Below are 16,282 nucleotides of genomic sequence, written 5' to 3'. Positions count from 1 at the left end.
AAACAAGGAGCTGACTGTGGACCGCAAACCACCGAGAGACCCCCGAGCCACCGATACCCCTGAACTGCAGCACGTCCACGCCGAGGAGTGGGACGTCATCGGTGAACGCAACGGCCTCTGGGTCCGCTTCAATCAGGGCATCACCCGCGCCGAAGCAGAGGAACGACTGACCGCCTTCCGCTTCGGCAGCCCCAACGTGACGTGGCGCCTCATCCGCCGCACCACCAGCACCGTTGAAGAACTCATCGACATCCCCCCGGCCGAGTAGTTCCACCGGCGCCCGCACCGATACCGTCGACCTCCCCAAACAGCAGCAGGCCGCGCGCGAAACATCTTCGTCATCGACGGGAGCTTTCTGCACCCCCGCGATCTGCGGGGACGCTGAACGTAGTCGCTGTGGCTGGAGGTCGACTGGGGCACCACCCTGGTGCGCTGCGCCGCGCGCCGCCAACACCGAACTCCTACGCCTGTACTACTCCATCGGCCGCGACATCCTCGAGCGCCAAGACCACGCCGGTTGGGGTGGGAAGGTCATCGACCGCCTCGCCGCCGACCTGCGCGACGCCTTCCCCGACCTCCGCGGCTTCTCCGTGCGCAACCTGCCCTACATGCGCGCCGTCGCCGCCGCCTGGCCCAAGGAGAGCGACTTTCTGCAGAGTCCGTCTGCAGAATTGACCTGGAGCCACGTCACCACCCTCATCACCCGACTCGACGACCAGCAGCTGCGCACCTGCTACGCCACCCACGCCGTGCAGCAACGCTGGTCCAGCAACGTCCTGCAGCACCAGATCATGTCCCGCCTGCACACCCGCAGCGGCGCCGCCCCCTCCAACTTCGCTGTCACCCTCCCCCCACCCGATTCCGACCTCGCCCAAGCCCTGACCCGCGATCCCTACGTCTTCGACCACCTCGCCCTCACCGGCCCCGTCAGTGAGAAACGCCTCGAGCAAGCGCTGATGGACAAGCTGCCAGCAACCCTCACCGCTTTCGGTCACGGCATGGCCTTCGTGGGGCGTCGGGTCCGCTTCACCCTCGGCAACGGTGCCGAGAGCGAAGAACTCATCGTTGACCTACTCCTCTTCCACCTCACCCAACTGCGCTACGTCGTCGTCGAACTGAAGGTCACCCCCTTCCAAGCCGGCATGGTCGGACAACTCGGCACCCACGTCGCCATGGTCGACGACCTCGTCCGCGACAACACCATCCACGCCCCCACCATCGGCATCCTCCTCGTCGCCGGACGCAGCGAGCAGATCGTGCGCTACGCCCTCTCCAGCACCACCACCCCCCCCAGCCGTCGCCGACTACACCTACGACACCCTCCCCCCCGAAGCTCGAGACGCACTACCCGACAGCGCCCAACTCCAAGCCCTCCTCGACGAAACCGTCCAACAAATCACCGAAGCCGACGGACTCATCGACGATGAGACCAACGACTAAACCAACGACGTCGAGGATTCCTGAGGCGCAGCTGGCTGCTGAACGTTCTGCCCATCGAGGACTCGCAGGTCTCGGTGGACATGACGGCACAGGCGGAGTTCCGAGCCGTCCTGGTCAACCCAGTGCAGCAGGCGCAGGCCTTGTAGGCCGAACGCACCGCGTTGACGTAGCACGTGAGCCGTGAGGCCTTCCCGTAGTCGTTCCCCGTCGATGTCCTTAACCGTCGAGTTGTTGCAGTTGCAATCGCGTCTCGTGTCTCGCGTGGATCGGTAGGTCTCGACGGCCACAACAGTTACTCCTGAGAGGACCTCTCATTCGCTGAGCCTTTGTCAGTAGCGCGGTGATGACTCCGGGAAGTACGTCACGACCCGGATGACTCCTCAGGTGCGCAGCTGGAGTCAGAAGAGACGTCGTCCGTGACCCACTCGGGGTGGCGCTCCTGCTCGTGAGCGAGACGACCCTGCTCAGCCTCATCCTGCGTCTCGACGTCTGGACCACCAACCCCGCAGACGTAACAACGCCATCGATGGGTGCTCCAGAGTTGAGGTGGGTAGGAGCCGGTGTAGACGGGCATGCTCCACAGTCTGCCTGGTCGTCACGATAGGAACAACTGCTTCCCCGGGTGCGCTGAGATGATCTCTTCCGGCGAAGTGAGGGGGCAGACGGCCAGCGCGCCGAAGGTACTGGAGCACACAGGATCTGGTCGGCGACGATGGAGGCGACCAAGCCTTTCCGCTGTACCCACCTGGACCCCGCGTGCCTTCATATCGTGCCACTCTCGAGGTCCCACGCTCCCTCGACCAGCGCATCGCCGGCCTGCTACTGATCCACCGCGCCGTGATCGGCACCCGCCGCGGCCGAGAAGTCCTGGGCTGCTTCGCCCAAGCGTGCTGCTGCTGCGGTTCATGCGCCAGCACGCCGCAATTGCTGACCTCGCCGTCGACAACTTCGTCAGCCTGTCCACCGCATACCGCTACCTGCACGAAGCCCTCGACGTGGTCGCCGACCAGGCCCCGGACCTACTGACCCCAGCTGCGCCTGAGGAGTCATCCGGGTCGTGACGTAACTTCCGGCGTCATCACCGCGCTACTGACAATGGCTCAGTGATCCCGAGACCACTTGAAGAAGTTTAGCTGGGTCTGCTGCTCGCGGCAGTAGGCCACGCTCCAGTCCGCATAGCGGCGCACCAACTCACCCGGTGACAGCTCGAGCAGGTGCTCCCCTTCCGAGTCCAGACCCACGTGCGGCATGCGTAGCGCCTCCACAGCAGCTGCCGCACCTCGATCAACAGCGCTGTACCGGCTCTCCTCCCCCACCAGGTGGTAGGTCATCGTAGCGTCCAGGCTCACCAAGGATCTCTCTTGAACCCCCCAGCGCAACAAGATCGAGGACAAGAAGCCGGTCCACAACACTGGCTACCGGGCCAGCAACTCCGCGACGGCGGCGAGCACCTCGACCTCCGCCTCGAGGTTCCCGACCGTGACACGGACGCCCTCACCGGGGAAAGCTCTGACGGACACCCCTCGAGCGACGCACAGCTGTTCGAGATCCACGGCACGTTCCCCCACGGGCAGCCAGACGAAGTTCCCGCGCGCGTCCGGCGTCGCGAGGCCCAGGCCGGCCAACCCCGCGCGGAACGCCTCGCGACTCGCGGTGACGCTGCGCACGATCTCCGCCGTGTGCGCCTCGTCCGACCAGGCCGCCAGCGCGGCGGCCTCGGCGATGGCGTTCAGACCGAAGGGCGGGGCGCTCGCCCGCACGGCCCGCAAGGTCTCCTCCGACCCCACGACGTACCCGGCACGCAGCCCGGCCAGCCCGTACGCCTTGGAGAACGTCCGGAAGACGAGGACGTTCGGGTGCCGGCGTACGAGGTCCGCGACGTCGACGGAGTTCTCGTCGAACTCCTGGTAGGCCTGGTCGAGCAGGACCAGGACGTGCTCCGGGACACCCTCGATCACCGTGCGCAGACGGTCCGGGGCCAGCGTCGTGCCGGTGGGGTTGTTCGGGTCGCACACGATGACCGCGGACGTGCGGGGGGTGATCGCCGCGAGCATCGCCTCCACGTCGTGCCGGTGGTCGGCGTCGAGAGGAACCCGGACGGCCTCGGCGTCAGCGATGCCGACGAGGATCGGGTACGCCTCGTAGCTCCGCCAGGCCAGCACGACCTCCGTCCCCGGCCCGGTGTAGGCGGTGAGCGCGAGTTGCAGCAGGGCCAGCGACCCGCCGCCGACCACGACCTGCTCGTCCGACACCCCCAGCCGACCCCTGATCGCGGTAACCAGGTCGTCACCGGTGAGCGTGGGGTAGAGGTGCGCACGAGCACCGGTCCGCGCGATGGCCTCGAGGATGGCCGGCGACGGCGGGACGGTCGACTCGTTGGAGGACGCGCGCCAGCGGACGGCCCCGGCTCCCGCCGCGCGGGAGTACGTCGGCAGGGCGGCGATGCGGGGACGGGCGGCGGGCAGGGAGGTCATCTCTCGGCTCTCAAGGTTTCGCAGTGTCGCCGGATCCGGCGTGGACGAGCAGGTCGGGCCCTTCGCGGCGCAGCTGCGCGACCGACGTGACCCCGAGGAGCTGCAGGGTGCGACGGAACTGCTCGAGCAGCAGCTGGAGCACGCGGGACACACCGTCCTCACCTGCTGCGGCCAGCGCCCACAGGTAGGGCCGGCCCACGAAGCACGCGTCGGCCCCCAGCGCGATGGCGGTCGCGATGTCGGCACCGTGTCGGACGCCGGAGTCGACGAGGACACCGAAGTCCTCGCCGACCACCGACCGCACCGGGGCGACGAGGTCGACGGGGGCCACGGCCCGGTCGAGCTGACGGCCGCCGTGGTTGGACAGGTGGACGCCGTCGACGCCGAGGTCGCGGGCCCGAACCGCGTCGCGGGGTCCCACCGTTCCCTTGATCACGAGCTTTCCCGACCACAGCTCTCGGATGCGGGCGACGTCGTCCCAGGTGACGGCGGCGTCGAACTGCGCGGTGATGTCCTCGATCGTGCACCCCGCGGTTCCCCCGACCCCGGGACTCACGTTCGCGAAGGTCAGCGAGTCGTGGCGCAGCACGCCCGTCCAGTAGCCCGGACGGGTTCCGATGTCCACCAGGCTGGACAGGGTCAAGGCCGGGGGGATGGTGAGACCGCTCCGCACGTCACGCACCCGGTACCCCGGGACGGCTGTGTCGACGGCCACCTCGAGGACGCCGTAGCCCGCCTCCTCGGCGCGGTGGACCAGCTGCTCGGTCAGCGTCCGGTCCTTCCATACGTAGAGCTGGAACCACCGGTCGAGGGAGGGCGTCTCCGCGGCGAGGTCCTCGAGCGACGTCGTCGCCATGGTGGACAGCACGTAGGGCAGACCGGCCGCCGCGGCCGCCGCGGCGACGGCCGGTTCCCCCAGCGGCGAGATCATCCGGGTGTACCCCGTGGGGGCCAGACCCAGCGGCGCCGCCACCGGACGGCCGAGGACCCGGGTGCGGAGGTCGGGTGCCGAGACGTCCACGAGGGAGTTCGGGACGAACCGCCACCGACGGAACGCCTCGACGTTGCCGCGGAGGCTCTCCTCCTCGTCCGCACCACCGTCGACGTAGTCGAACACCGAGCGCGGCAGAGCCCGGCGTGCGGCCCGCCGGAAGTCCTCCACGGTCCACGCCGCGGCGAGGACCCGGGCGCGCCGGTCGAGGGGTGGGGCTGCGAGCCGGACCAGGTCGCGGACCTCGTGGAACTTCACCCGGCCGCCAGGACCTTCCCGGGGTTGAGGATCCCCGTGGGGTCCAGTGCGTTCTTGAGCAGGGCCATCACCGGGACCCCGGTGGGGTGCTCCTGGGCCAGGGAGTGCACCTTGCCGGTGCCGATGCCGTGCTCGCCGGTGCAGGTCCCGCCCATGTCCAGTGCCCGCCGGACGAGGCGTTCGTTGACGGCCGAGGCCTTCGCGTACGCCTCGTCGTCACCGGGGACGAGGACGAAGGCCAGGTGGAAGTTCCCGTCGCCGACGTGGCCCACGATCGGGGCGAGCACACCCGCGTCAGAGGTGTCCTGCGCGGTGAGCGTGATGCACTCCGCGAGGCGCGACACCGGGACGCAGACGTCCGTCGACCAGGTCACCGACCCGGGGACGAGGGCGCAGTAGGCGGGCAGGGCGTCGTGCCGGGCCTGCCACAACCGGGCCATCCCCGCGGGGTCGTCGGCGACCTCGAAACCGATGGACCCGAGTTCAGCCGCGATGGCCTCGATCTCGGCGGCCTGCTCGCGCACGACCCGGGGACTGCTGCCCTCGAACTCGAACAGCAGGGTGGGGACGACGGGAAGGGTGAGCCCGGCGTGACGGTTCACCGCGTCGACGGTGGTCTCGTCGAGCAGTTCCACGCGCGAGATCGGCACCCCGGACTTCAACGCCACCTGGACGACGCGGGCCGCGGCCCCCAGCTCCGCGAAACCGCAGATGGCGGCGGCCGCAGCGGCGGGGATCCCGCGGACCTTCACGGTGAGTTCCGTCAGCACGCCGAGGGTCCCCTCGGCCCCGACGAACAACCGCGTGAGGTCGTAGCCCGCGGAGGACTTCCGCGACCTGCCCCCCGTCTTCACGACCCGGCCGTCGGCGAGCACCACGGTGAGCCCGAGGACGTTGTCCTTGAGAGTTCCGTAGCGCACGGCCGTGGTGCCGCTGGCCCCGGTGGAGGCCATCCCGCCGACACTGGCGTCGACCCCCGGCCCGACGGGGAAGACCAGACCGTGCTCGGCGAGCGCGGCGTTCAGGGCCGACTTCATGACGCCGGCCTGGACGGTGGCGTCGAGGTCGGGTTCGGAGATGTCGAGGATGCGGTCCATCGTCGAGAGGTCGAGGGCGATCGAACCCTTCGAGGAGTTCGCACCGCCCTCGAGCCCGGTGCCCCCGGCGATCGGCACCACGGGCGTCCCGGAGGCGTGCGCGAGGCGCAGCACCGTCGCGACGTCCTCGGTACCGCGGCAGGACACCACGACGTCGGGTGGTTCCCACCCGTGGTGGGACCAGTCGTGGGCCCGCCGTTCCCTCGTCGCCAGATCGGTGCGGACCCGGTCCCCCAGGAGGTCCTGCAACTGCTCGACGACGTTCACGCCAGCACCTTGGACAGGAACCCGCGGGTGCGCTCGTGCTGCGGGTCGCCGAACAGTCGCGCGGGCGGGGCGGACTCCACGAGTCGGCCGTCCGCCATGAAGTGCACGACGTCGACGACCTCGCGGGCGAAGCCCATCTCGTGGGTGACGACGATCATCGTCATCCCGTCGCGAGCCAGGTCCTTCATGACCTCGAGGACCTCCCCGACCAGTTCCGGGTCCAGCGCGGACGTCGGTTCGTCGAAGAGCATGAGCTTGGGTTCCATCGCCAGCGCCCGGGCGATCGCCACCCGCTGCTGCTGGCCGCCGGAGAGCTGCGAGGGGTAGTGCCCGGCCCGGTCGGCCAGCCCCACCCTGTCGAGCAGCTGCAGCGCCCGTTCGGTGGCGTTGCGACGGCCCCGCCGCCGCACGACGACCGGCCCCTCGATGACGTTCTCCAGCGCGGTCCTGTGCGCGAAGAGGTTGAACGCCTGGAACACCATGCCGATGTCCGCGCGACGTCTCGCCGTCTCGCTCTCGCGCAGCTCGTACAGCTTGTCCCCGCGACGGCGGTAGCCGACGCGCTCCCCGTCGACCCACAACTGACCGCCGTCGACCTTCTCGAGGTGGTTGATGCAGCGCAGGAACGTCGACTTCCCCGAACCCGAGGGACCGATAATGCAGGTCACCTCGCCCGGGGCCACCGTCATGGAGACGTCGTGCAGGACCTGGTGGTGGCCGAAGGACTTCGAGACGGCCCGCGCGCTCAGGAGCGGTTCGGCGACGGTGCTGCTCACTTCGCGACCTCCACGACAGGGGCGGGACAGGCGCCGACGCCCGCGCGCAGCCCACGACCCAACCGGCGTTCCAGGTAGAACTGCCCGACGCTGAGCACCGCGGTCAGCACCAGGTACCAGACCGCCGCGACGACGAGCAACGGGATGGTCTGGTAGTTGCGCGAGTAGATCTGCGACGCGCTCGTCATGAGTTCGGAGAACCCGATGACGATCACCAACGACGACGTCTTCAGCATGCCGATGATCTCGTTCCCGGTGGGCGGGACGATGATGCGCAGGGCCTGCGGCAGCACGACCCGGCGCATCGACTGACCCGAGGTCATCCCGATCGCCTTGGCCGCCTCGCGCTGTCCGGCCGGAACGCTGAGCAGTCCGGAGCGGACGATCTCGGACATGTAGGCGGCCTCGTTGAGACCCAGGCCCAGGATGGCCGCGGTGAAGGCGCTGATGACGGAGTTCGTGTCGACCTGGAAGAACGTCGGGCCGAACGGGACACCGAACCCCAGGACCGGGACCAGGGCCGCGAGGAAGAACCAGAAGAGCAACTGCACGATCGCCGGGGTCCCCCGGAAGATCCACGCGTACACCCAGGCACCACGGGCGACGACGGGGTTCTCGGACATGCGCCCAATCGCCACCACCGTCCCCAGCACGATCGCCAGCGCCATGGACACCGCGGTCAGCAGAATCGTGTTGAGCAGACCGCGCAGGATCTGCTCGCTGAAGAGGAACTCCCCGACGACGTCCCACTGGAACCGCTCGTTGGAGACCATCGACCCGACCACCCAGACGACCACGACCGCGATCGCCGCTGCGGCGACCCAGCGACCGCCGTGACGCAAGGGAACCACCGGGAGTTCCTCGGAGCTGATCTCGTCCCGGGTCCTCACCCCGGTGGAGCCGGTCACGAGACCGCGCTGCCGTTCACGGTGATCGCGTCGAGCTCACCCTGCGGCTGGTCCCAGTCAGCCAGGACCTTAGTGTAGGTCCCGTCGGTCTTGAGGGCCTGCATGGCCTTCTGGATCGCCGTGATAAGTTCGGTGGAGCCCTTCGGCACGACGATGCCGAACGGGATCTCCTGGTACTTCGGCCCCATGACGAAGGCGCCGTCGGACTGCGCGGCGACCGTCGCCCCCGAGGAGGAGTCGACGAGGAACACGTCGGCGCGTCCGGTCTTCAGGGCCTGGATCGACTCGGAGTCGGCACCGTAGGTGGTGACCTCGATCGGGGCCTTGCCCTCGGCCTCGCACTTCGTGCTCTGGGCCGCCGCGTCGTCGGCGTTCACGGTCCCGCTGCTGACGGCGACGGCCACCCCACAGAGGGCGTCGAGGCCGGTGTACTCAGCGGCCTTGGCCGGTGTGGTGAGGATGCCCGGACCCGCGGCGAAGTAGTCGACGAAGCTCACCTGCTGCTGACGTTCCGCCGTGTCGGACATGCCCGACATCGCCATGTCGTAGCGACCCGCGGCGAGCCCGGGGATGATGCCGTCGAACTTGGTGTCCTGCAGTTCCAGGGGGACCCCGAGCTGTTCGCCGAGCGCCTTCGCGATGTCGGCGTCGATCCCGACGATGGTCTTGCCGTCGGTGTCGTACTGCTCGAAGGGCGGGTACCCCACGCTCGTCGCGACCGTCAGCTTGCCGGCCTTCTGCACGTCGGCGGGCAACGAGGCGTACAGCGGGGCGGAGGTGTCGGCCGCCGAGGACCCGGTGGTCGCGGCCTCGGAGTCGTCCCCACCGCAACCCGCGAGGACGAGCGAGGTGGCGCTGACGAGGACGACGGCGGCGGCGAGGCCACGACGGGTGACGCTGCGAGCCATGAGTTCTCCAACCACGAGGGGGTCCGGTACGTGCATCCGCTCGGTGCGGGCGAACCGGGGGGGTCGCAGCGAACGGTACGGATCTCGTGTTTCGCGCGTATGAAGTTCTCGTTTCGCCTGTGGCGCGAACGTCGACCCGCGAACTAGCGTCCGAGCGCACCGGGACCGCAGCCGGTCGCCGTACCCGGCCCGACCTGCGAGAACGGTATCCCCGCCCGGAGGACCGCGAGTTCCACACGCCCCGGGTCCCGGGCGGGGCCGGGCGGAGAGGATCTGAGATGTCGGACACGGCCACACCGTTGCTCGGCCCGCGTGTCCCCGCGGCCCGCAACGCCATCGCCGCCCTGCGCGTCCTCGCGTCAAGCACGAGCGCGCTCACCGCCGGGGAGATCGCCCAGGCGCTGGGGACCCCGCGCAGCAGCACCTACCAACTGCTGCAGGTCCTCGTCGACGAGGGTGTCGTCGTCCACCTGCCGGAACTGCGCGCCTACGCCCTCGGGGTCGGTGTCTTCGAGTTCGGATCGGCCTACCTGCGCCAGCAGCCGCTGGAGAACCTCGCCCGGCCCCTGCTGAGCCGGCTCGCCCGGCGCGCCGAGGTCACCGCGCAGCTCGGCATCCTGCGCGGCAACGAGATCCTCTACCTGCTCAAGGAGGACGGCCCCCGACGGCGGACGGAGCTCGTGACCGCCGTCGGCGTCCGGTTGCCGGCGCACCTGACCGCGTCGGGGCGCAGCCTGCTCGCCCTGCTGCCCGACCACCAGGTCGAGGCGCTGTTCGCACCGCCCGGGAGCTTCGTCGACCGCACGGGACTCGGCCCCCGGACGCCGGCCGAACTCCTGCACCTGCTGCGGGCCGACCGGAAGCGCGGCCACACCATCGAAGCCGGGGCGGTGACGAGCGGCATCACCTGCATCGCCGCCGCCGCGGTGGACCGGGACGGACTGCCGATGGCGAGCGTGACCGTCTCGTTGCCCAGCGCCGACGCGTCCGACGCGGCCCTCGAGACGCTGTCGCACGGGGTGATCCAGACGGCGCGAGCGTTGTCGCGACGCCTCGACGGCCGGCCTCCCCCGTGAGGTCCGACGAGCCGGCAGAACCCACCGCGCGAAACCTCGCACGGCCCCACGACACGGAGGTCCGAGACGTGAGCAGCACCCGACAGATGGTCCTCAGCGCCCTGTTCCAGCCGCACGGTCACTCGAAGTCCTCATGGCGACACCCCGACTCCCGGCCCTCCCACCCCACGGACGTCCGGTACTACGTCGAGGCGGCCCAGCTGCTGGAACGCGGGATGTTCGACCTGTTCTTCATCGCCGACACCCCCGCGGTCCGGACGGAGAACCTGGACGCCTGGGCCCAGTCGCCGCTGTACATGAACGCCCTCGAACCCATGACGCTGCTCTCGGCCGTGGCCATGGCGACCGAGCACATCGGCCTGGGTGCCACCGTCTCCTCGAGCTTCTTCGAACCGTTCAACATCGCCCGGCAGTTCGCTTCCCTCGACCACATCTCCGGCGGTCGTGCCGCGTGGAACGTCGTCACGTCGGCCAACGACTATGCGGCCAAGAACTTCGGCCTCGACCGGTTGCCGCCGCACGCCGAGCGCTACGCCAAGGCGCGGGAATCGCTGCAGGTCGTCAAGGCCTACTGGGACACCTGGGAGGACGACGCCTTCGTCTACGACAAACCCGGTGCGCGGCTCTTCGACAAGACCAAGCAGCACCCGGTCTCCCACGACGGCGAGTTCTTCCGGGTGCACGGCGGGATCAACGTCGCCCGGTCCCCGCAGGGCCACCCGGTGATCATCCAGGCCGGGGCCTCGGAGCCCGGGAAGGAGTTCGCGGCGGAGACCGCCGAGATCGTGTTCGGCACCGGGACCGACCTGGGCGAGGCGAAGGAGTTCTACGACGACCTCAAGGGACGGATGCCACGCTTCGGCCGTGGACCCGACCAGCTGAAGGTGCTCTCGGGGTTCTCCGCCGTCATCGGCGAGTCCGAGGCGCACGCCGCCGAGAAGAGGGCCGAGATGGAGGCGCTGGTCCCCATCGAGGCCCGGCTCATCGCGCTGGTCAACGACCTCGAGACGGACCTGTTCGACCTGCCGCTGGACGAACCCGTCCCGCTGGAGAGGATCCCCGCGAGCGCGAACCACCACCGGGTCTACTTCGAGGAGATCGCCGGTCTCATCCGCTCCGGGATCACCCTCCGGGAAGTGGCGATGCGGTACACCCGCAGTTCAGCGGCGATGACCGGGACCGCGGTGCAGGTCGCGGACTTCCTGACGGACTGGGTGCGGTCGGGGGGCTCCGACGGTTTCATGCTGACGTTCCAGCACGCCCCGCGCGACATCCACGACTTCGTCGAGCAGGTGGTGCCGATCCTGCAGGACCGCGGTCTCGTGCGGCGCGACTGGCCGGGCCGGACGATGCGGGAGAACCTCGGGTTGGCCCGGCCGGCGAACCGGTACGCGACCGCCTGACCCCTCACGGACCGATCGGGTCGACGACGGACCAGGCCGTGGCCGTCGCCCCGTCGTCAGGGCAGCGGGCCGAAGACGTCGATGACGGTCCACGCCAGCGCCGTCGCGGCGTCGTGGACCATCGCGTCCGCCGACGCCCCGACGCACGCGGCGGCGAACTCCGGCTGGTGGTTGGCCGCGCCGTGGCTGTCGACGCGCACGTAGGGGTGGATGGCCCGCACGACCTGACTGACGTTGGCCATGTCGGTCGAGGCGCGGTTCATGCGGGCCACGCCCCCGCCGGTGACCGACGGCCGTCCCAGGGCGGTCGCGTTGGCCTCGTAGGCGGCCAGGGCCGCCTCGTCGGTGCGGAACTCCGAGTAGGGCTTGCTCTCAGGGGTGATGGTCAGGCTCGCCCCGGAGGCCAGCGCCCCGGCCTCGAAGCAGCGGTTCACCCGCTCCTCGAGGACGGCGAGATCGGCCAGGGACTCCGCGCGCACGTACCAGCGGCCCTCGGTGCGGTCGGGGATCGCGTTAGGCGCCTGCCCGCCGTTGGTCACGATGCCGTGCACCCGGGAGCCGGTGCTCAACTGCTGGCGCAGCAACCCGATCGCGACCTGGGCGACGACGAACGCGTCGTTGGCGTTGACGCCCTGGTCGGGGTAGGCGCCGGCGTGGGCGGACTTGCCGCGGTACTCCACGTGGGAGTGGGCGACGGCGAAGGGTTCGGCGCGGGCGACGTCGGCCGGGGCCGGGTGCGCCATGAGGGCGAGGTCGAGGCCGGTGAACGCACCGCGCTCGAGCATCTCGATCTTGCCGCCGCCGCCCTCCTCGGCCGGGGTGCCGTAGACCTCGATCGTGAGGTCGAGGTCGTCGGCGACGGCGGCCAGGGCCCGGGCGGTGCCGACGGCGGTCGCGGAGATGAGGTTGTGCCCGCAGGCGTGTCCGAGGCCGGGTAGCGCGTCGTACTCGGCGACGACCCCGATGCGCCGCGATCCTGTTCCCGCGGTGGCGAACACGGCCGTCGGCAGGTCGAAGGCGCCCGTCGTCGCGGAGAACCCCGCATCGGCCAGCTCCGCGGCGACCCACACGGACGCCTGGTGCTCGGCCCAGCCGACCTCGGGGTGGGCGTGCAGCCGCTGCGCCAGGTCGATGAGCGCGGGCATCGCCCGTTCCACGGCCTGCGCAGCGGCGTCCTTGGCGCTACTCACCGCTCGTCCCCGGCCACCCCGTAGCCGGGGGCCGCGTCGGGGTTCAGTCCGCGGGTGACGTAGTCGTCGCGCTGGGGTTCCCAGACGTCGAGCAGGTCGGCGAGGTCCTCGAAGGGGTGATCGCTCCAGTCGACCCGCAGGTCGCTGACGCGCCAGCCGGAGCCGTTCATGACGGACAACCCGGCCGAGTGCACCGGGCCGGCTTCGCCACCCTCGGCCATCGCGGCCTCGTACGCCGCCAGCAGGCGGCGCTCCAGGGAACCCTGCGCGGTGAGGAAACCCTCGAGGAGGCGTTGCGGCACCTCCGGGGTGGCCAGCATGTTCCCGGCTGCCACCGCGTTCGGCGCCGCGTGCTCGCCCACGATCCCCAGGGCCCGACCACCGGAGTGGATCGCGGTCCTTCCCGCGGCGTCGACGACGAGCAGCTGGCGCCACTCGGCGCTCGTCTCGGTGGCGAGCAGTCGGGCCAGCGCGTCGGCTGCGGGTCTGCCCTGCTCGAGGAGGTCGAGCAGCTTCGGCCCGAGCCGGGGGTCGGTCACGTTCTGCGAGTGGACTCCACCGACACCGTCGCGCAGGTGCACGCACCGCGCGGCCACGGCCGGGGAGGAGGAGCTGATGATCGAGCCGAAGGCACCGGTCGCCTCCTCGCGCACGACCAGCGAGAACGTCACTGCGCGTTCCCGGAGAGCACCGCGGTGGCGTCGATCTCGACGAGCCACTCCGGCCGGGCCAGGGAGTGCACGACGATGCCCGTCGACACCGGGAAGACGCCCTTGAGCCAGCGGCCCATGGTCCGGTACACGACCTCGCGGTAACGGACGTCGACGAGGTACACCGTCACCTTGACGACGTCGGCGATTGAACCGCCGGCCTCCTCCATGAGCATGGCGATGTTGGCCATGGCCTTCTCCGTCTGCGCCTCCACGTCGCCGACGCCGACCGACTCGCGCGTGTCGAGGTCCTGGCCGATCTGCCCACGCAGGTACACGACCCCGTTCGCAACGACGGCCTGGCACAGGTCGTTGTCGAGGTTTTGCTCGGGGTAGGTGTCCTGGGTGTTGAAGGGGCGGATGCGGGTGTGGGTGGGCATCAGAGTGCTCCGCTGGTGGTGAGGGTGGGGCTGAAGGTCGGCGGGAGGTAGCTGCGCTGGATGGAGATGCTCTCGGCGAGGTAGGCCGCGTCGTGCCACACCCCCCAGATGAAGCTGGATCCGCGGCGGGACTGCCACGGCAGGCCGAGGAAGTAGACGCCGCCTTCGGCCGACACACCGCGCGAGTGCTTCGGCCGGCCGTTCTCGTCGAGCGCGCCGGCGGGCAGCCATCGGTAGTCGGAGACGAAGCCGGTCGCCCACACGATGGTGGTGACGCCCGCGGCGGCCAGGTCGAGTTCGGTGATCGGCGTCTGCACATCCACCGGCAACGGTCCGAGGACTCCGGCTTCGGGTTCAGTCGGCAGGTCCAAACCGTTCCGCTCGACGTAGGCGTCGGCCTCGGCCAGCAGCTGGAGCAGGTTCGCGTCACCACTCTCGATGTTGTGCCGCAGGTCGCTCCTGAAACGCATGACGCCGTCGGCGTAGGACTGTGTGCGCCCCACCAGGCGCATCCCGTTCGCCGCGAGCTCGCGGAAGTCCACGGTGTGCCCGCCGCGCGCGCCGCTGACGGCGATGGTGACGTGCTCGGCACCGGCCGGCGGGGTGGCCATCTCCCACTTGCCTAGGACCCCGAGCCACCAGCAGAAGTCCCGGCCGCGGTAGCTGCGCGGCGGACGGTCGTGCGGTCCGACGGACAGGTGCACCTGACGGCCCGAGCGCTGCAGCTCGTCGGCGATCTGCACGCCCGACGACCCCGCCCCGACCACGAGGACGGCGCCCGCGGGCAATTGCTGCGGGTTGCGGTAGGAGCTGGAGTGGATCTGCTCGATGCCCGCGTCGGCGGTCACGATCGGCGGGATGACCGGCGTCTGGAACGCACCGGTCGCGGCCACGACGTAACGCGCGTGGACCACGCCCTGCGACGTCTCGACGGTGAACCCGGGGCGGCCGGAGTTCTTCACCACAGCGTGGACCTCGACGCCCGCACGGATCGGGGCCTCGATCCTCTCGGCGTAGGTGGCCAGGTACTGCACGACCTGGTCCTTGGTCGCGAACCCGTCGGGGCCGACGTCGGGGAACAGCTGGTCGAACTCCAGACCGGGGAAGCGGTCGTGCCAGGCGGGTCCGTTGGCCACGAGGGAGTCCCAGCGCCCGGTGCGCCACTTCTCGGCGATGCGGTCGCGTTCGAGCACCAGGTGCGGGATCCCGCGGGCGCCGAGGTGCTCGCTCATGGCGATCCCCGCCTGTCCCGCGCCGACGACGAGGACCTCAATCTCTTCGGTGGGCACGCCGAACTCCGTTCAGTGGGTCATGCGGTGTAGGTCGAATGGAAGTGGGTCGAGTGGGAGTGGGTCGACGCCGTCATCCTGATCCAGACGGCAGCAGCGTTCAAACAGGTGTTTCACCTGCGGCGCATCGGCGGTTCAGATGCGGACGGAGGAGATCGGCCGCCCGCTCGGCGAGGACCATCACGGTTCCCACCGGGTTCACGGCGGTCAGGGTCGGGAACACCGACGCGTCGACGATGGAGAGGTTCTCCAGCCCGATGAGCCGCAGCGAGGGGTCCACGACGCTGCGCGGGTCCTCGGGCAGACCCATCTTGCAGGTGCCCGAGACGTGGTAGACCGTCTGGTGCACGGCACGTTCGCGGCGGGAGATCTCCTCGTCGCTCTGCACGTCGGGTCCGGGGAACACCTCACGCAGCACGTGCCCAGCCAAGGGTTCGGCGGCTGCGACGCGCCGGGCGAGGCGCACCCCGGCGACGAGCATGCGCTCGTCGTGCCCGTCGGGGTCGGTGAAGTAGCGGTAGTCGATCCGGGGCGGCGCGCCCGGGTCGGCGGAGTCGATCCAGACCCGGCCGCGGCTGCGGGGTTTGGCGACGTTCGAGGCCATCGAGACGTTGCGGGTGGGCAGTGCCACCCCCTGCGCCTCGACGTGATCGCCGACGGTGGTGACGGGCAGGTGCATGAGGACGTCGGGGCGGTCGGCCCCGTCGTCGACGGTGGTCAGGACGCCCGCGTCCCAGTCGGTGGCGCGGACGTCGGGGATGTCGAGGTCGACTTCGAAGATCGTGATTCCTTCGGCGTGGTCCTGCAGGTTCTCCCCCACGCCCGGTAGGTCGAGGACCACGGGGATACCGGCATCGGTGAGGACGTCCTTGGGGCCGATTCCGGACAGCATCAGCAACCGCGGGGTGTCGATGGCACCGGAGCTGAGGACCACCTCGCGGGTTGCGGAGAAGCGTTCCTCGATCCCGTCATCGCGAAGCGTCACGACCTCGCTGACGCGGCCGTCGGCCACCGCGAGGTGCACCGCGCGCCGGCCCAGGACGACGTGCAGGTTCGGCCGGCCCAGCACGGGGTGCAGGTAGGCCACCGAGGCTGAGGACCGCACGCCGGTCGCC

The 16,282-nt window shown here is 70.1% G+C and carries 17 protein-coding genes; 5 read left to right on the top strand and 12 right to left on the bottom strand.

All coding sequences use genetic code 11. From position 1 onward, the window contains the following. The first annotated feature begins 16 nt into the window (after positions 1-16). From AC0I8G_RS24015 to AC0I8G_RS24005, 3 genes are all read left to right on the top strand, one after another. Positions 17-268, top strand: coding sequence for a hypothetical protein (locus AC0I8G_RS24015; protein ID WP_471732198.1), 252 nt, complete (start codon positions 17-19; stop codon positions 266-268). Next, positions 234-1,427 carry a PDDEXK nuclease domain-containing protein gene (locus AC0I8G_RS24010; protein WP_471732197.1) on the top strand — a complete coding sequence of 398 codons (1,194 nt, stop codon included), beginning with the start codon at positions 234-236 and terminating at the stop codon, positions 1,425-1,427. The genes AC0I8G_RS24015 and AC0I8G_RS24010 overlap by 35 nt, the downstream gene beginning before the upstream one ends. 900 nt (positions 1,428-2,327) lie before the next feature. Beyond that, on the top strand, positions 2,328-2,501 hold the full coding sequence (locus AC0I8G_RS24005; protein ID WP_471732196.1) for a hypothetical protein: 174 nt from the start codon (positions 2,328-2,330) through the stop codon (positions 2,499-2,501). Between the two features lie 39 nt (positions 2,502-2,540). On the opposite strand, the gene AC0I8G_RS24000 is transcribed toward AC0I8G_RS24005, so the two are convergent. From AC0I8G_RS24000 to AC0I8G_RS23970, 7 genes are all read right to left on the bottom strand, one after another. Continuing rightward, positions 2,541-2,789 (bottom strand): hypothetical protein, encoded by a 249-nt coding sequence (locus AC0I8G_RS24000; protein WP_471732195.1) that lies wholly within the window; start codon positions 2,787-2,789, stop codon positions 2,541-2,543. A gap of 66 nt (positions 2,790-2,855) precedes the next feature. Then, a complete protein-coding gene (locus AC0I8G_RS23995) occupies positions 2,856-3,914 on the bottom strand; it encodes an aminotransferase class I/II-fold pyridoxal phosphate-dependent enzyme (protein ID WP_471732194.1) in 1,059 nt (352 codons plus the stop codon). A gap of 10 nt (positions 3,915-3,924) precedes the next feature. Then, positions 3,925-5,163, bottom strand: coding sequence for an alpha-hydroxy acid oxidase (locus tag AC0I8G_RS23990; RefSeq protein ID WP_471732193.1), 1,239 nt, complete (start codon positions 5,161-5,163; stop codon positions 3,925-3,927). Beyond that, positions 5,160-6,527 carry an FAD-binding oxidoreductase gene (locus AC0I8G_RS23985; protein ID WP_471732192.1) on the bottom strand — a complete coding sequence of 456 codons (1,368 nt, stop codon included), beginning with the start codon at positions 6,525-6,527 and terminating at the stop codon, positions 5,160-5,162. The genes AC0I8G_RS23990 and AC0I8G_RS23985 overlap by 4 nt, the downstream gene beginning before the upstream one ends. Next, positions 6,524-7,303 carry an amino acid ABC transporter ATP-binding protein gene (locus tag AC0I8G_RS23980; protein WP_471732191.1) on the bottom strand — a complete coding sequence of 260 codons (780 nt, stop codon included), beginning with the start codon at positions 7,301-7,303 and terminating at the stop codon, positions 6,524-6,526. Before AC0I8G_RS23980 ends, AC0I8G_RS23985 begins: the two co-directional genes overlap by 4 nt. Continuing rightward, the gene (locus AC0I8G_RS23975) at positions 7,300-8,211 is read right to left on the bottom strand and encodes an amino acid ABC transporter permease (RefSeq protein WP_471732190.1); all 912 of its coding nucleotides are present in this window, start codon (positions 8,209-8,211) and stop codon (positions 7,300-7,302) included. Before AC0I8G_RS23975 ends, AC0I8G_RS23980 begins: the two co-directional genes overlap by 4 nt. Next, entirely contained in the window at positions 8,208-9,119 is a 912-nt protein-coding gene (locus AC0I8G_RS23970) for an ABC transporter substrate-binding protein (RefSeq protein WP_471732189.1), read from the bottom strand. Before AC0I8G_RS23970 ends, AC0I8G_RS23975 begins: the two co-directional genes overlap by 4 nt. A gap of 278 nt (positions 9,120-9,397) precedes the next feature. Here AC0I8G_RS23970 and AC0I8G_RS23965 point away from each other — a divergent pair, with 278 nt between their 5' ends. Together AC0I8G_RS23965 and AC0I8G_RS23960 are read left to right on the top strand one after the other, a co-directional pair. Next, positions 9,398-10,195, top strand: coding sequence for an IclR family transcriptional regulator (locus tag AC0I8G_RS23965; protein ID WP_471732188.1), 798 nt, complete (start codon positions 9,398-9,400; stop codon positions 10,193-10,195). A 68-nt stretch (positions 10,196-10,263) separates the two neighbouring features. Then, complete coding sequence (locus AC0I8G_RS23960; protein WP_471732187.1) at positions 10,264-11,598, top strand: LLM class flavin-dependent oxidoreductase; 1,335 nt, start codon at positions 10,264-10,266, stop codon at positions 11,596-11,598. Positions 11,599-11,654: 56 nt separating this feature from the next. Here the strand turns inward: AC0I8G_RS23960 and AC0I8G_RS23955 are convergent, their stop codons facing one another. The 5 genes from AC0I8G_RS23955 to AC0I8G_RS23935 form a co-directional block, all read right to left on the bottom strand. Then, complete coding sequence (locus AC0I8G_RS23955; RefSeq protein ID WP_471732186.1) at positions 11,655-12,788, bottom strand: amidohydrolase; 1,134 nt, start codon at positions 12,786-12,788, stop codon at positions 11,655-11,657. Continuing rightward, a complete protein-coding gene (locus tag AC0I8G_RS23950; protein WP_471732185.1) occupies positions 12,785-13,459 on the bottom strand; it encodes a DUF1028 domain-containing protein in 675 nt (224 codons plus the stop codon). Before AC0I8G_RS23950 ends, AC0I8G_RS23955 begins: the two co-directional genes overlap by 4 nt. Further along, positions 13,456-13,878 carry a RidA family protein gene (locus tag AC0I8G_RS23945; RefSeq protein WP_471732184.1) on the bottom strand — a complete coding sequence of 141 codons (423 nt, stop codon included), beginning with the start codon at positions 13,876-13,878 and terminating at the stop codon, positions 13,456-13,458. The genes AC0I8G_RS23950 and AC0I8G_RS23945 overlap by 4 nt, the downstream gene beginning before the upstream one ends. Beyond that, on the bottom strand, positions 13,878-15,167 hold the full coding sequence (locus AC0I8G_RS23940; protein WP_471732183.1) for a flavin-containing monooxygenase: 1,290 nt from the start codon (positions 15,165-15,167) through the stop codon (positions 13,878-13,880). Before AC0I8G_RS23940 ends, AC0I8G_RS23945 begins: the two co-directional genes overlap by 1 nt. Positions 15,168-15,267: 100 nt before the next feature. After that, on the bottom strand, positions 15,268-16,282 hold a 1,015-nt coding region (locus AC0I8G_RS23935), incomplete at its 5' end, for a GMC family oxidoreductase (RefSeq protein ID WP_471732182.1).

Source organism: Kineococcus sp. AC630, from assembly GCF_979255925.1.
Note: the sequence above shows the minus strand (reverse complement) of the source record. Positions and strands in the feature narration are given on the sequence as shown.

Bases quoted from the DNA above. Each gene is read 5' to 3' on its own strand.
- AC0I8G_RS23945 (WP_471732184.1), bottom strand. From the start codon at position 13,878: ATGCCCACCCACACCCGCATCCGCCCCTTCAACACCCAGGACACCTAC.
- AC0I8G_RS23965 (WP_471732188.1), top strand. From the start codon at position 9,398: ATGTCGGACACGGCCACACCGTTGCTCGGCCCGCGTGTCCCCGCGGCC.
- AC0I8G_RS23970 (WP_471732189.1), bottom strand. From the start codon at position 9,119: ATGGCTCGCAGCGTCACCCGTCGTGGCCTCGCCGCCGCCGTCGTCCTC.
- AC0I8G_RS23995 (WP_471732194.1), bottom strand. From the start codon at position 3,914: ATGACCTCCCTGCCCGCCGCCCGTCCCCGCATCGCCGCCCTGCCGACG.